The organism is Belliella filtrata (genome assembly GCF_022549775.1).
Classification (GTDB): Bacteria; Bacteroidota; Bacteroidia; order Cytophagales; family Cyclobacteriaceae; genus Belliella; species Belliella filtrata.
Genome location: NZ_JAKZGP010000031.1, coordinates 18688 through 35544, shown reverse-complemented (window position 1 = coordinate 35544; position 16857 = coordinate 18688). Strand labels below are relative to the sequence as shown.

12 protein-coding genes are annotated in these 16857 nt (G+C 34.2%); 10 read left to right on the top strand and 2 right to left on the bottom strand.

The features are described 5' to 3' along the window. Positions 1 to 1074: 1074 nt before the first annotated feature. Both MM239_RS12355 and MM239_RS12350 read left to right on the top strand, forming a co-directional pair. Positions 1075 to 1689, top strand: a complete 615-nt coding sequence (locus MM239_RS12355) for a recombinase family protein (protein WP_241348555.1) — start codon at positions 1075 to 1077, stop codon at positions 1687 to 1689. Positions 1690 to 1695: 6 nt separating this feature from the next. Further along, a complete protein-coding gene (locus MM239_RS12350) occupies positions 1696 to 1920 on the top strand; it encodes a hypothetical protein (RefSeq protein ID WP_241348554.1) in 225 nt (74 codons plus the stop codon). Positions 1921 to 2064: 144 nt separating this feature from the next. Here the strand turns inward: MM239_RS12350 and MM239_RS12345 are convergent, their stop codons facing one another. Together MM239_RS12345 and MM239_RS12340 are read right to left on the bottom strand one after the other, a co-directional pair. Continuing rightward, a complete protein-coding gene (locus tag MM239_RS12345) occupies positions 2065 to 2505 on the bottom strand; it encodes a hypothetical protein (RefSeq protein WP_241348553.1) in 441 nt (146 codons plus the stop codon). A 62-nt stretch (positions 2506 to 2567) separates the two neighbouring features. Continuing rightward, a complete protein-coding gene (locus MM239_RS12340) occupies positions 2568 to 2783 on the bottom strand; it encodes a hypothetical protein (RefSeq protein ID WP_241348552.1) in 216 nt (71 codons plus the stop codon). Positions 2784 to 3135: 352 nt separating this feature from the next. Between MM239_RS12340 and MM239_RS12335 the strand changes: the two genes are divergently transcribed. From MM239_RS12335 to MM239_RS12300, 8 genes are all read left to right on the top strand, one after another. Beyond that, positions 3136 to 3834 (top strand): helix-turn-helix domain-containing protein, encoded by a 699-nt coding sequence (locus MM239_RS12335; protein ID WP_241348551.1) that lies wholly within the window; start codon positions 3136 to 3138, stop codon positions 3832 to 3834. A 256-nt stretch (positions 3835 to 4090) separates the two neighbouring features. Continuing rightward, the gene (locus MM239_RS12330; protein WP_241348550.1) at positions 4091 to 6070 is read left to right on the top strand and encodes a tetratricopeptide repeat protein; all 1980 of its coding nucleotides are present in this window, start codon (positions 4091 to 4093) and stop codon (positions 6068 to 6070) included. A 73-nt stretch (positions 6071 to 6143) separates the two neighbouring features. Then, positions 6144 to 6758, top strand: a complete 615-nt coding sequence (locus tag MM239_RS12325) for a DUF1819 family protein (protein WP_241348549.1) — start codon at positions 6144 to 6146, stop codon at positions 6756 to 6758. Beyond that, positions 6745 to 7332: a DUF1788 domain-containing protein gene (locus MM239_RS12320; RefSeq protein ID WP_241348548.1), complete on the top strand. Its 588-nt coding sequence runs from the start codon at positions 6745 to 6747 to the stop codon at positions 7330 to 7332. The genes MM239_RS12325 and MM239_RS12320 overlap by 14 nt, the downstream gene beginning before the upstream one ends. Next, positions 7329 to 10853, top strand: a complete 3525-nt coding sequence (gene brxC, locus MM239_RS12315; protein ID WP_241348547.1) for a BREX system P-loop protein BrxC — start codon at positions 7329 to 7331, stop codon at positions 10851 to 10853. Before MM239_RS12320 ends, brxC begins: the two co-directional genes overlap by 4 nt. A 21-nt stretch (positions 10854 to 10874) precedes the next feature. Beyond that, a complete protein-coding gene (locus MM239_RS12310) occupies positions 10875 to 11912 on the top strand; it encodes a DUF6414 family protein (protein ID WP_241348546.1) in 1038 nt (345 codons plus the stop codon). Between the two features lie 42 nt (positions 11913 to 11954). Continuing rightward, a complete protein-coding gene (gene pglX / locus MM239_RS12305; RefSeq protein WP_241348545.1) occupies positions 11955 to 15494 on the top strand; it encodes a BREX-1 system adenine-specific DNA-methyltransferase PglX in 3540 nt (1179 codons plus the stop codon). A gap of 5 nt (positions 15495 to 15499) precedes the next feature. Continuing rightward, positions 15500 to 16849, top strand: coding sequence for a serine/threonine-protein kinase (locus MM239_RS12300; protein ID WP_241348544.1), 1350 nt, complete (start codon positions 15500 to 15502; stop codon positions 16847 to 16849). Positions 16850 to 16857 lie beyond the last annotated feature (8 nt).

Below are 16857 nucleotides of genomic sequence, written 5' to 3'. Positions count from 1 at the left end.
TTGTGTAAAGCCAGATAGATCATTGTTCAACGGCCAATGTTTTATTAATGTAACCTTTGACTAATTTGAAACGTGTTAGATATGTTAATATAAATACCATGTTAAATCGTCTTTTTTCAAAGAACAATCCTTTGAAAGAGGATTAAAAAATTAACCTATTGGAAAGATGTTTTTTCAATAGGCGGTTAGCTGATAAAAATTAGCAATCCGGTTTAAAATTAAATTCATTATCATGAATTTAGACATTTTTTTCTTGGTTCTAGCAATTTATTTCGTTTCAAGAATTAAGAAGATTAAACTAAAATAATTCCTTACGAGGATTATAACGAGTCAATTGAATTGACTCGTTTTTTAATTTAAAAAAACTTTTATTTTTAAATATGAACACCTCTAGGAACAAATGAAAACCTGTTCCTCCAATTGTCTACTGAATTCTTTTTCTAAATCTCTTCGTGGTTTAATCTTTCTTTTATTTAATGATAAAAATTGAAAGTTACTTTTGCAAATCTTGGTTATTATTGAGAACCCTATTTCCCATAAAAAATTTCCCAAAAAATTTTTCCCCCACCATCGTCCCCCCTCCTAGAACACCAAGATTTGCCCCAGGGGAGGGGGGATACTTATACATCTCCCTCAAGACTTCAGGAGCCCAGGGGACCGCTTACTTGAGAAATCTTACCGGCAATTGAACACCTCCTCTCAAAAAAAGTAGGTCAGAAAAAATGTCGACTCAGGTCCACACCGGTGGACCTTCAGACCATATTCTTACTGGCAACAATAAATAGCTGGGAGGAATGTTAACTTCAGTCAACATCGGGAGGTCCACGAGTGAGAATTCAACTGGCAATAGGATATGACTTTTGCCAGTAATATTTATTGTAGCGAATGCGCCCGGAGCATTTTTTAGCGCAATTCAGCATGCTGGTGTAGCAATTTTCACTTTTGATTTGTTATCATGTTTTCATTTATATCAATATATAAATAAACGCTGATTTTAAGCTAATTAGATACTGAAACAGGAGGCAGATTGAGGATTTGGCTGTATTTTTATTCTTACATTTTAATTAAAACAAAATGAAGGTAAAGTATAATCGGGTTTCGACCTTAAATCAAACAGGTGACCGCTTTCAAGCAGACACCGACCAGTACGACTTAACTTTGATGGACAGGGTATCAGGAACAGTGAAGTTCGAAGAACGTCCAAAAGCCAAAGAACTAATATCACTTGTTGAATCTGGAAAACTAAAAATTTTGGTAATAGAGGAGCTTTCAAGACTTGGAAGAAGTATGGGAAATGCGATCCAAACTTTGGAGTGGTTAGAAAAACATGAGGTTAATGTAGTGGTCAGAAACCTAGGAATCCAATCAAGACCTCAGGGAAAAAAGAATCCAATTTGGAAGATGATTTCGGCAGTGATGTCAAGTTTATATGAACTTGAATTGGAGAATATTAAAGAGAGGACAAAAACAGGAAGGATGATTTATGTTCAAAAAGGAGGAGTACTAGGAAGGCCTACAGGTACAAATGAGACTGAAAAGGACTTTTTACAAAAAGAAGGGAGTGCTTCGATTTTAAAATATCTAAGCAGAGGTATGACAATTCGAGAAATATCAAAACTCACCAGCTCATCAACCCGAACAGTAATCAAAGTGAAAAAACTAGCCACCAAACATCAATTGTTAAATTAATAACAAATGGATTCTATTAAATTCATCGCAAACTATAATTATTACCTAGATGAACTCTCGGATGTCATACGGGAAGAATATCAACATGTCTTAGAGGTACTTCGAAATAAAGACCCACATGATATAGTTACCCCTGACAGGTGGTTTTCAAACGAAATCGAGGCAAGAGGATTGGTTTGGGTGATGTTTTTAAACCAATTGAAAAAATCAAAGACTATTTCAGCCAAGTGACAATCCCTTAGAAAGAATTATGGAATACACTTTCACTAGAAAAACACCCTCAGAGGTGTTTTCTTTGATGGATTTGACAATATTGAGAGTTTTCATTTGTATCATGTTCGGTACGACAAAAAATGTCAAAAAATCAACAAAATATTACGACAAAAATTCAAATAATTGTTTAATATTCAGATTGGCATAGACTTCAATTTCAGGTAATACATCATGTTTCATTTTAATACAAATTAAATCCTCAACTTCCTTTCTTTGTAGTAACAAATTACCAAAATGAATCATTGGAAGTGGTTCTTCATTAATAGAATTCCTAAGGATTGCCAGTTGATTTTCAATTAAATATTTCCGGGAGTAGAAATCCTGAAGAGAATTTCCATTGATTTCATTCATTAGGTTGTGGTAAAAATCAATTACCGAATTTAATCTCGCTTTAGTCGATTCTTGACCAAGTCGAGCATAAAAACTTTTATCCTCTTTACCAACTATGTTGTTGTAGTACAAGTATTGATATATAATCCATTCTAGACTTCTTTCATTTTTAAAGTTTTGTCCGAAAATATACTGGTATCTTTCTATATCCATGATTTCATTTTTGGCTAATATCTAGCCATTTATGAAACCTTGCTGCATAGGTTAGACAATATTTACACCCTTCGTGACTCTGTTATTATTCTAGCGAGAAAGCCAAGAAATTCATTGGTTGTACAGTGAATAATAACTTCATTATCCTCTTCTGGATCTATGTAAAGGTCATCTAGTATCTTAAGTCCGATCTTTCGCTCTATATTATTGATAGGTTCTGCCTTATCTCCATAATCCTTAATGTCTAGGTAATAAGTATCTCTATTTGTCTCTTCCATTATTTACTTTTTTAGTAATGTAATAGTTTATTGATTTTCGCACTAGGTCCGATTTGGTGGTATTCTCCTTTTTTATGTAATCATGAATCATTTTTTCTTGTCGAGTAGTGATTCTTATTCTCAAAGGAATTTCTTTCATGTGCTTCTTCATATTTAATAAATATCTGATGTATTCCAAAAAGTCATATTGTATAAAAATAAAAATGTTATATTGTTAAAAATCATTACATGAAATTAAATTCTGTATAAATTTCTTTTTACGACTTTTTTTTGATATATTATTTAAACCCCGAAATCTGAAAAATCACCAAAGGATGGGGTTCACTTTGGTTAACTTAAAATCATATTTATCATGAAACAAAATTCTAAGAGAAAAGGAATTTGGATTCCGCTTGAAATCCTTGGGAACAATAATCTGGACCCAACAAACAAAATCTTACTAGCAGAAATACTCTCACTCACAGAATTACCAGAGGGTTGTTTTGCGTCCAATCAGTACTTTGCAGAATTGTTGGGGCTGACCAAGTCTTCTGTATCTAAACGAATATCATCCCTTCAAATATTGGGATATATCAACACTGACAACATCTACAAAAACAACCAATGTCTTGGAAGGATAATCACTAAAGGGCATGTAGTATCTCAGAAGACGACTACCAGTTCCACAAAGAAAAAGGGTAGTTCACTGAAAGATAGGGAGGTTGTTCCTCAACGAATTGGAGGTAGTTCTTCATTGGATAGGGGGGTAGTTCTTGAAGAGATAGGGGGTATTTCCGAGGGGAAGCCAATTAATACAACTACTAATTCAAATAAAATAAATACAAATATTAATAGAATTACTAATACAACTAATAATACAGAAAATGAATTAAATATAGAATGTAATAGCAATAATTTAAAGAATGCTAATACTATTGCAAATATTAAAATTAATGAAAATGATAATTCACAAAAAGATGCTTTTGCTTCAGAGCAAGAAACTGATAAAATGTCTTTATATCAATATTACATTAAAACACGTGAATACGATAAGGCAAGAGAACTCTTGTAATGTTTTTGTTTCTTATAATCAGAGGAAGTGGAAATAACTTAAAAATAGAGTCCCCTCAACTTATGTGGACGTAGTCCAGCTTATGCCGAGGGGAACCCACACCCCCCAGTTGCGCTCACCCCCCTCTCCCGAAATCTTTTGGGAATATCTGAAATTGATGTTGATATTAATGATTTTAATAAAGTTTACTCAATTTTTGCTTAACTTATTATTTACTACTTTTACCCTTAGAATATTCCAAAATTTAAAGAAGTACATGTCCATCCAATTCCATATATCTGATTTTTTCAGCAAACTATTTCCTGAAGTTGATGCTACCAATCATGATATCGTCAAACAGAAGTTGAAAGAATTTTACAAGCCCTTTAATGTCAATATTGAAATCCAAGGAGATAAAATTCATGTGGAGTTTACAGATGATTTGAAGGATACCAAATCGAATGATTTTTATAAGGCGACTGATTTCTGCACCAAAAAAAGATATCAAGAAGCTATTCCTATTTTCATCAAACTGATAGAAGAGAACCCAACTGACTCAGAAGTTCATAGAAATCTAGCTCAGGCGTACGAGGAGTCTGGAGATTATGAAACCGCCATCAATCATATAATAGATGCCTTGAAATGGAATCCTTCAAACCCTTGGGCGTTGATTTTAATGGGAAATATCTACATCCGGTATTATAATGATGTAAATAGCGCCATGACTTATTTTGACCAGGTGATGGAAACCGACCCGAATAATTATGTGGCCTTGAATAATATTGGAGGAACATTTCTACAATTGGGTAAACTGACCTTAGCAGAAAGATTTCTATCCAAGGCTTACAAGGCGAATCCTAAATTTTCCCATATTACCCTAGGTTTGGGTTTGGTGAATTTCGAAAAAGGAGAATTCAGAACAGCTTTTGATTTCGCCATCGATACTTTTAAAAACGAAGAGCATGTTGGTAGTCCAGTATACCAAAAGTCCTTACAACTTGCCTTGGAATCAGCCAAATCTCTTGTCAAACAACAGGTGGGAAAAGAAACATTGGTAGACTATATCCAAGAGATTGAAAACCTAACTGGCAAGGAAGTTAGAATCGAAGAAGACTCAACCATTGCCACAGCGGCCAAGGTAGAGTTTGCGGAGAATTATGGAAGGGATTTCCACTTGGTCAAAACCAATCCAAAGTACCCGAATACCGACCACTTGATTGCACATGAACTTACCCACCTCAGACTGGCAGAAGATGCCCGTAAAGAAGGGGTAAACAAGTTGTTTATTGGTAAAGACAGTAAAATAGAACAATTCAAAAAATCTATTCAATCTTCATTAAATAAATTAGAAAAAAGACGGATTCCACAGACTAGCATAGAGAAATATTCCCATGATTTGTTTCATGGAATCCTTGGACAAGTCTTCAATACTCCAATCGATCTTTTCATTGAAGATTATCTTTTTAACCATTTTCCTGAGCTGAGATACGTTCAATTCATTTCATTATATCAACTGAATGTAGAAGCACATAAAGCGGTCAATGATCCTAAAATCATTGAATTGTCACCTCCTGATATTTTGACAAAAAGTAAAATTTTCAATATGGTTTCAGCCAGACATTTCGAGTCCTTGTTTGGGTTGAAAATGGAAAAAACCTACACTATCAAGCCTTTTGAATTGGAGCAGGTTGATGCTTTTTGGGAGGAGTTCAATGAATATCGGAACGATAAGAAACCTGGAGAGGAATACGAACTGATTCAACACTGGGGAGAAGACTTGGAACTGGATACATACTTTAAGCTAGAGGAAGAGAAATCCTATAAGTCAACTAATAGTCCTTCATCCAAGTCTCCTGAGGATGTTCTGGAGGAGATAGAAAATGACCCATTCCAACAAGATGGTTTGGATGATGAAGAGTCAGAGGAATTGAAAAAATTCAAGGAACAACATTCAGGAAAGGATATCAATATGGCCGTAGCCATGTATATGGTGGGTGCCTTGGATTATTTCAAAAACATGTCCAAGGAGAAGATAAAAGAAATCGCCTTTGAAATCGCTATGTTGGGTAGAACTGGTATCAATCCACAGAAAAAAGGATATAAACTCAATCTAATTCCCAATACCTCCTTCTCAGGCTACAATCTCCTTGCCTATTACTATGTCAGCTGGGCTATCGCCATGCCTGAGGTATTGCCGGACCTTCAGATTCCTTTTGATAAGGAATTTGAACTGGCAAGACAGATTTCGGGAATATAATACTCCGCCAACTACTGTCAATAATCCAATCAACTGAAAGTTTATCCGAATTATTTATTAAGTTTATTAATCATTGGAAAATCCATCAATTTATAAATTCTCTTTTACGGCATTGTCTCTAAAAGTAAGAGAGACCATTTCGCTTGCCCAAAAACTGAAGGATGAAAATCTCACCTTGGAGGATTTGTCACCAAAGGATTTACCAGACCAGAGGGGAGCAACGAGTAAAAGGAAATTTCAGGAGTTGATTAGAAGATTGAACCAATTATCAAAAGAAGAATTGAACTTATTGGCTGAAGGAAATCCATCTGAACAAAAACAACTTTGTTTATTGGGATTTGCTCGCTATTATAGGTTTTTCTATGAGTTTGTAACGGAATCTATGGTGGACAAAATCATGTTATTCGATTACGAATTAACCGATAGGGATATCAATTCCTTCATTAGTAGGAAATCCATAGATCATCCTGAACTGGAATCTTTGGCGGAGACAACAAGGAAAAAGGTGGTTCAGGTATTATGGAAAGTCTTGGAGCAATCGGAGTTGATTAATTCGGTAACTGATAGAAAAATCACTCCTCCTTTTTTGGAAAAAAGGTTGGAGAATTTAATTGTTAAAAACAACCCAAATGACCTAAAGGTCTTTATGTATACAGAGGACAAAATCAAGTCAAATGACAGAAACTGAACAGATACATCATAAATTCTCTCACATATTTCAGGTAGTCAGTTCGGAGAGTTTTTTGAAAATGGATGCACTGGGTGGTGAAATTCCATTTTGGATTGCCCCTTTTGAAGTGAGTGCTACCAACCTGGTCGAAATAGAAATCAAAAATTTACAAAAAAAACTACTGGCAAAAGGTATAAAACCTTTGGTAGTAGACTTATTTGAATTGTCTGTTCAAATACTAGATGACCATGTGGGACTGGACGATGTCTTTTTCATTGAAGAGGATAGTGATAAGGATTACTTCAAGGAAACACTTCAGTCCATGTTGAATATCCATGAAAGATTTATTCCCAAGATGATTGAACTTAAAAATAGTAAAAAACCCCAAGTCTTCATGATTAAGGGAGTTGGATCGGTGTATCCATTTATCAGGTCACATAATATACTGAATAACATTCAGGTAGCCATGAATGATATCCCAACCCTGATGTTCTTCCCTGGAGTGTACAATGGCAAATCATTGAATCTATTTGGGCAACTTATGGATGACAATTACTACAGAGCATTTAACATTGATAATTTTAAAATATGACAGCATTTAAAGACCTTTTTCGAAAAAATTTTTCAAGACCAATCGAGACTGTTATTAAGGCAGATGATACTGACCATGTATATCAAGAGGTAGATGAATATGTAGTAACTAGGGAGGTAGCCAAAAAACTAGCGGATTTTTTTGAGTCTTACAATGATTCCGACAACATCAACGGGGTTTGGATTTCAGGTTTCTTTGGTTCAGGTAAATCCCATTTACTTAAAATATTGAGCTATGTATTGGAAAACAAATCCTTAAATGGAGATCACTTAGGGGAATTATTTGCCAGCAAAATTTCTGATGAACCTAAACTCAAGGGTGATATCTTGAGTAGTACAAAGAAGTATAAATCGGAAAGTATTCTTTTCAATATTGATCAACAAGCTCAGATTACAAATAAAACCGAATCCAATGCTATTCTTCAAGTTTTTTATAAGGTTTTCTATGACCATTTAGGTTATTATGGTTTCAGACCCTTCATCGCCAACTTTGAAATGTATTTGGATAAGGAAGGAAAATATGAGCTTTTCAAAGAAAAATTTGAATCAGCTTATGGTAAACCTTGGAAAGAGGGTAGAATGGACTATCCATCTAGAAGAGTCAATGATGCGGTTGCCAATTCATGTGGAATAATTTTTTCTGAACCAGAATCTAAATTCGAAACACTTCTGAAAGAGTACAGAGAAACTCAAGTGTTTTCAATTGAAGATTTTGCTTTGAAAGTGAATGCTTATATCAAAGATAAAGGGCCAAATTTCAGGTTGAACTTCTTTGTTGATGAAGTAGGTCAGTACATCGCTGAGAATACTAAATTGATGTTGAACCTTCAGACTATTGCAGAATCTCTCAATACCAAGTGTAATGGGAATGCGTGGGTAGTTGTGACTTCTCAGGAAGATTTGGAAAATTTAGTAGGTGATGACAGTGGGATACAATCCGATGACTTCTCAAAAATTCAAGGGCGATTTCGGGTTAGAATGCCACTTACTTCTGCAAACGTAGATGAAGTAATCGAAAAAAGACTACTTGAAAAAGATGATTCAGGTACTGAGACTCTTGTACAACTTTTTAGAAAAGAAGGTGAAAATCTAAAAACTTTACTCTCTTTTTCCGAAACTGGAATGCAATTCAAAGGATATAGAGACGAGAATGACTTTGTCAATAAATACCCTTTCATACCCTATCAGTTTGATCTATTCCAACAATGTATCAAAGCACTTTCAAGACATAATGCCTTCCAAGGGAAGCATCAGTCAGTAGGTGAGAGATCTATGTTAGGTGTATTCCAAGAGGTTTTGAAAAACACCTCTTTTCAAGGTCTAGATGGGATAGTTTCATTCGATAAGATGTTTGAGGGGATTCGTGCTACTTTGAGAACAGAAGCACAAAATGCGATCATTGTTGCAGAGAATCAACTCAGTGATTATCCATTTGCTCTCAAAGTTCTGAAAGTTTTATTCTTGGTGAAGTATTATGATAATTTCAAGACGACTTCAAGAAATGTCAGTGTACTACTTCTTGACTCGATGGAGGTCAATCCTGCCAAGCATCACGAAGAAATAGAAAAAGCACTTAACCTTCTTGAGCAGCAGACCTATATCCAAAGAAAAGGAGAAGAGTATGAGTTCTTAACTGATACAGAAAAGGATATAGAAGAGGAAATTAAGAACACTCAAATTGATGAAATAAAAGTATCTGAATTGCTGGGGGATTTGATTTTTGATGGGATTATTAAAGACTCTAAAATAAAATATACCGCCAATAAGCAGGAGTTTGAATTTGCCAGAAAGATTGATGGTGACTCGTTTGGAAGGGATAAGGAATTGAAGATTGAAATCATCACTCCTAATGCCAGTAATTACAATGATTACAGTCAGCTGTCAAGTTCCACTCTTGCAGACCCTGGATTGATGGTGGTGAAACTCCCTGAGGACAAGCGTTTGATTATTGAAATCAGGATGTCTCTAAAGACAGACAAATACATCATGCAGAATAGATCCCTGTCCAATGATGATAACATTATCAGAATATTGGCAGAGAAAGGGCAACAGAATAGTGAAAGGAAAAGGCTACTTGAGAACAACTTGAATGGATTACTGGCCAAAGCGACATTCTTCTTAGCAGGTAAGGAACATGCAGTCGGAACGAGTTCTGATGGAAGGTATAAAGTTTTGGAGGTAGCTCAGGATATGATAAAAGTTGCCTATTCTAAATTGGAGTTACTGGGTTCTGCCAATTTGGATGAAAGTCAACTACGTCTGATCATGAGAAGTGGTCAATACGGTTTGTTTGATGGAAATGAAGCAACATTATCTGCACCTGAAAAGGAAATATCCAACTTCATCGAAAGGAGAAAATTACAACACGATAGAACCACTTTAACTGACTTGAGAGAACACTTCTCAAAGAGGCCTTATGGTTGGACACAAATGGCGGTTTGGTGTATTGTGGCTCAATTATTCAAGAGAGGAAAGTTAGAAGCCAAACAGGATTCTAATTCACTAGAAGAGAGTGATTTTCTAGAAACACTCAACAACAATAGACTTTGGAGTAATACGCTTCTTGAACCTCAGATTGAATTCAGTGGTGTTCAGATAAAACGTCTTAAGGATATCCATGTAGAGATGTTTGATGAAACCAATGTCGCTACAGAAGCCAAGGATGTGGCTAGACTTTTTAAGGAAAAAGCAAAATCACTTGAGTCAGAAATCAGAGGATACTTGTCTCAAGCTAATCAATATCCATTCTTATCATCAATGGGTAATCTGGCCATATTACTCAGAAAGTTGGGGAATATGGACTATGCTGATTTACTAACCAAGTCAAGTGACTTTGAAGATGATTTGCTTGATGATAAAGAGCATTTTCTGGATCCAATACGTCAATTTTGGAATGGAGAGCAGAAAAAGATCTTTGATAGACTACTTCAATTTCTACAGGGTAATCAGGCAAACTTCGATTATATAGATCATCAAGAACGAGGTTTTCTATCTGAACTAAGGGAAGAAAAAGCTCCCTACAAAGGAGATTTAATCAAGAAAGCTAAGGAGTCTATGGATGCCCTAGAGGCTAGATTGATTAATAAAATCAAGGAAGAGAAAGATTTTACAACTGCTTTTGCAAATGAAAGAATAACCCAAATTCAAGTACAAGAGGATTTTGCGGAGCTTAAACTTCAACAACAAGAAGAAATATTGGCTCCTTTTAGAGAGATTGTTTCGAGAGCGAAAAGTCAAAATTATATCGCCAACCTCAAAGTAGATAGAGAAAGATTAAGTGATCTCTACACGGAACAACTGAATAAAATAGGCAATTTTTTAGCTGAATCTAATCCACCTGCAACTGGGGAACAAGAAACCGCCCCTGTAGATCATTTTATCAATATAAAAGAGGTAGAGAAAAAGATAAGAACTACCAAAGGTCAATTGAAGTCAGCTGAGGATGTAGAAGATTACATCAATTCTCTTAAAAAAGCGATGATGGATGAAATTCATTTAAATAGAAAGATTACTTTGAATTGAGTTTTAAATTAACAGTTGGTTATGGGATCTATAAAAGACCTTATTTATTTTGATTTTGAGAAGGCACGTTCTCTGATTAGTCAGCTTAATGGCGGATTAGTCAGTGAGATTTCAAGAGCTATTGAAAATGAGGGAGAATTGAAATCTAATGTAGGGTTTAACCTTTTTTTAAAGGGAGGGATTGAAGGAAGAGATAAAGAAAAAAATATAAAAGTTGAAAAAATCGATCTTTATCACGAGTTGTTAAATCAGATTGAAAAAGAGCTTCAAGAGAAAAAACTTTTAATAGATATAAATGAATATTTTATGTCTGCTAAAGGGAGTTTTAATGATTTTATTGAAAAATTACCATCATTCAGTTTTATAAAATCGAATGGTTGGTCTCAATTTGAGGATTTCGAGAGATTCAAAAACATTTTTTCAAACTTTAATGAAATTCAAAGAATGGTTTATTCATCAGGGTTACTGGATAATCCTGAAATAAAAAAAATTCAAGAACAAATAAGTGACGAAAGAAAGAATATACAGTTAATGGGAGATAGAAATGTTAAAAACAAAGAATTTGGAAAACTTAAAGCCTATGAAAAAAAATTTGACGAATTATTGAAGAGCCATACTGAAATTGGTACGCTTGATGAAGTTTTTATTGAAAGGATTAAGATGTTTATGGATACCTTTTCTCCCAATAGATTAAATTTCAGACAAATTCCGTTTGATGATTTTAATGATTTTCAAATTCTTGCAAGTCTCAAAGAGAAGTATCTTGTCGATAGTAGTTTAGAAAACATTATTTATACATATGGTACTAGACCAAATATAAAATTATCTGTTTTCGGAATTATAACTTCTTGTCCAAGGAAAGAAGAAAATAGAGTTGATTTGAGTGACGAATATCTGGCTTTTGATGATAAAGAACTTGATGAAGTAAAATCATTTGATAAAGCATTAAGAAACGTTTTTAAATCATTTGAAGAATTTGAAAAATTCTTTTTTGTTCCAACATACCCAAAATTCGCTATAAGTCCAATTGCAATTTATAGAGAAGTTATTTACAAATAATAGGCAGTAAAATTTAAAATTTAATTTTTATACTAAATCCCAATGAACACCAATAACCTCAAGAGATTCGCTCAGGATGCGAGAAGAAAACTTTTAGAACAGGTATCTTCCAAATTGGATTATGTCTTATCACATGATTCATCAACTTTAAGAACTAAGGCTGAAACACTCAAAAGATTAAATGATGAAATAGAAGCCACTGGACGAGATACAGTAGTAGATAAGGTGGCCTATACTTGGTTTAATAGATTGGTGGCTCTCAGGTTTATGGATGCTAACAGTTTCCAGCCTATGGGGATCAATGTCCTTACACCTGTATCCGGTATAAGTCCTCAGATTCTGGATGAATCTCATGCTGGTCATATTCCTGAAGAACTTCCTATCCGCAAAGAGGAAGTAATGGATATTTTGGATGGCAGGGTAGCTTCTGTTAATCCAGACAATGATGCTTACAGGATCTTATTAGTGGCTTCATGTAATCAAATCAGTACTGTATTTCCATTCTTATTCGAAAGGATAAACGATTACACCGAATTGCTTTTGCCTGATGACCTTACCTCCTCCTTTAGTATCATCAAGGATATCCTCAATGGAATGTCTGATGAAGATTGTCAAGAGGTGGAGATAATTGGATGGTTGTACCAGTTTTATATTTCTGAGAAGAAAGACGAAGTTTTTGCCTCGGGAGAAAAGGTCAAAAAAGAAGATATCCCAGCTGCCACTCAACTTTTCACACCAAGGTGGATAGTTGAATATATGGTGCAGAATACCCTTGGTAAATTGTGGTTACAGAACAGACCAAATTCCAAATTGAGGGACTTTATGCCCTATTACATAGAGAGTCCTTCCTCACAATCAGATGATTATCTTAAGGTGGGTTCCGTAGAAGAAATTACTCTCCTAGACCAAGCTTCTGGGAGTGGTCATATCTTGGTGTATGGGTTTGAACTCTTTTCCAAGATTTATGAGGAGGAAGGATATACTAGCAGTGAGATTCCGCAACTGATAATTGAGAAGAACCTATTCGGGTTTGAAATCGATGAAAGAGCGGCTCAATTGGCAGGATTTGCTCTTATGATGAAGGCAAGGTCTTATCATAGAAGGTTCTTCAAAAAAGAAGTTAAACCCAATATCCTGTGTTTCCAAGACCTCAAAATTGCCGAAGAAGAAATCAAACCACTTTTCAAAGATTTAGGGATAGCCATTTCTGATATTTTGTTTCATGACCTCAAAACAATGAAACAGGCTACTAATTTTGGGTCCTTGATTCAACCCCATACCGATATCAAAAGCTTAGAGAAAACCAGAAATTCTCTTCAATCCAAAGTTCATGGGGCTGATATATTCTCTAGACCGAAGATTGAAAATTTGATTCAGACCTTGAACCAATTATTTCTACTTAATATGAAATACCATTGTGTAGTGGATAATCCTCCTTACATGGGCGGAGGTAATATGAACAAGGAACTTTCGGAATTTGTCAAAACCAACTTCCCAAGAGGTAAGGCAGATTTGATGGCCTGTTTTATGGAGGCAGGATTGAATTCACTTATTCCTAAAGGTTTTTTAGGGATGATTAACCAACATTCTTGGATGTTCCTGAGTAGCTATGAAGAATTAAGGAAAGATCTAATTAAATCCATCTCATTTGATACTCTGCTTCACTTGGGACCAAGGACATTTCCCGAGATTGGAGGAGAAGTTGTTCAAAATTCAGGATTTAGTTTTTGGAAAACCCAATCAAATTCCAAAGGATCTTATATAAGGTTGCTGGATTATGATCGATCAGATCTTAAAAAAGATAAAACGATTGAAGCCATAAAAAATCCTGCATGCGGATGGATTTTCTATTCTGACCAAAAAGACTTTGAAAAGATCCCAGGAAGTCCGCTTGGGTATTGGTTGAGTGATAATTTTATCAAAAACTTTGAAACAGATATTGTTTTTGAAGATTTAGGTGTTCCAAGACAAGGCCTTGGAACAACAAACAATACACGTTTTGTAAAAAGTTGGAATGAAGTAGAATTTGATAAAATTAAATTTGATAGTCAGAATGCTAATATTGCAAAAGAAAGTGGGTATAAATGGTTCCCCTATATAAAGGGCGGTGGATTTAGAAGATGGTATGGAAATTATAATGATGTTGTTAATTGGCAAAATGATGGAGAAGAAATTAAATCAGCATTAATAGGAAAAAATCCAAATATTCCTAGGTCTGAAAAATTATATTTTAAGACCGGAATTACTTGGGGATTAATATCTAGCTTTGGATTTAGCTGTAGGAGAGTAGATTACAATTGTATTTTTGATGTGGGAGGATCCATGGCATTTCCTAATGATAAGTATATTAATTTCTTAATTGCATTTTTGAATAGTAATCTAACAGTAGAAATATTAAAGGTATTTAGCCCAACTTTGAATTTTCAAGTAGGAGACTTAAAACAATTACCTATAAAATTTTCAGAAGAAATAAACAGGTTGGTGGAACCTATTGCTACAAAGTCAATTGTAATTTCAAAAGAAGAGTGGAATAAAAATGAAACATCTTGGGATTTTAGTAGAAATGAATTATTAAGAACTAAAGCCTTTACATTAGAGGAAACTTTCGAACAGTATCAAGAATATTGGAAAAATAAATTTTACCAGCTTCATAAAAACGAAGAGGAACTCAATAGTCAATTTCTTAAAATCTATGGTTTGGAAGATGAACTTGATCCAAGAGTCCCATTAAAGGAAATCACTCTGCTTAAAGAAGAAACAAGTATCGTTCAGGAAAACCTTGTCTTTCATTCAGATGAAGTATTTGCTCAATTTCTATCCTATTCAGTTGGTTGTATGTTTGGTCGATATTCCCTTGACAAGGATGGTTTGATTTTAGCTAATCAAAGAGAGACAATTGGTGACTATTTCAAAAAAGTTGAAAAATCAGAAAATGAAGTTTCATTTCTACCTGATGAAGACAATGTATTACCTGTATTGGATGATACATGGTTTGAGGATGATATCGTTTCGCGATTCCATGAATTTTTAAAGTCTAGTTTTGGAGAAAAAAACTTTAGGAAAAATCTGTCCTTTGTGGAAGAATGTTTGGGAAAAGATATCCGTAAGTATTTTGTCAAGGACTTCTATAAAGACCATGTAAAGAGGTATAAGAAAAGACCTATCTATTGGTCCTTTTCTTCTCCTAAGGGACATTTTAATGTATTGATTTACATGCATCGATATACACCTGATACGCTGAACCGGATATTGAACAATTACCTCAGAGAGTTTATAGAAAAACTTCAAGCCCACCGTAAAAACCTCCTACACATTGAAGTAACTGGTACTCCTGTAGAACAAAACAAGGCCAGAAAAGACATCAATAAAGTGGATGAAATGATAGCCGACTGCCGTCAGTATGAAACTGATATCTTATATCCTCTGGCTACAGAACGTATCTCCATTGACTTGGATGATGGGGTATTGGTGAATTACAATAAGTTTGGCAAGGCAGTAACCTTAGTCCTTGGACTTAATGATAAGAAAGCGAAGGATAAGGTAAAAAAGTTTAATTGGATAGATAGTTCAAATATAAGATAATTTATATGAAGGTTTTAGGCAAAGTGGGTCACGGTTATTTCTGCAATGTAAAGTCAATAATTAATGAAGATTTAAAAGAAAAATATGCATTTAAAGAGTTAAAAAAAGAGCATTACCATAATCAAGATTATAGATACAGGTTTAATAGAGAGATACATTTGTTAAAGAAATTACAGGGATGTGAAAATATTATTGAACTTTTAGATGAAGGTCATAATGAGGACAAAGAAAGTTTATGGTACTTAATGCCCTTAGCTGAATTTAACTTATTCAATTACGTAAAAAAATATAATGGTAGTTTAGGTGATGAAGAGAGATATGAATTAGCAAAACAAGTTATAAATGCAATTAAATTTGCACATAAGAAAGGTATCATACATAGAGATCTTTCTCCAAGTAATGTTCTTATTTTTAAGAATAATGGAAAAATTGTTGTTAAAATTTCTGATTTTGGACTTGGTAAGGACTCAGAATCTCTTTCCCATTACAGTGCTTCGCATGTAAATGGCTATGGACAATATTTATATATTTCTCCAGAGCAAAAAGAGAAACTTAAAGACGCCACCTTTCGAAGTGATATATATTCTTTAGGGAAGGTAATTTATTTCATATTTACAGGGAAAGATCCTGAGAAATTCAAACCTTTTGACCTATTAAGTTTAGTTGAAAAAGCAACCAATGAGCTTCCTGAAGATAGACATGAAGACATTGACTCTTTTGAGGATCACTTTTCTGCTCTCAAAGAATTTAAGCTTAATTCCAAGCTATCAATTGAAAATTTGACTTTATCTGAAATTCTTGAGTTAAAGGATGATTATTCTTGGTTAGAAATACATGAGATTTTGATTCAAGGAAACTATTCAGAACATGTTTTTCAAGATTATATAGAACCTGTCTTAAAGTTATTTAGTGATACTGACAAACTGATTGGATATTATTCTGAAGTTAAATCTTCTATAAGCGGATTCGTCAAGAAATTTTCAGAGAGATTAAATGATTGCTATAAAACTACAGGCTGGCCATTTAGAAAGTTAGATGATTTTGGTTCATTTTTAATTAATATTATTAAAATAGTTGATGACGATGAGGTTAGATTAATTTGCTTTAAGCAATTATGGTACATAGCCTATGAATCTGACCAGTGGGCGGTTCAGACCAAAGTCAAGGAAGTATTTAATGAGAAATTTATTTCACCTAATATTTCTACTCAATTAGGCGAATACATTATTCAATCAGAAATTGATGTTAATTTAAAATTATTCAGTGGATTAATCTTACCAATGAAGGTAAAGCAAGCCATTCATTTGTCTAAGGAAAATGCTCAAAAGAGCAAGACCAAGGATATTGATTGGTAGTTTCTTGA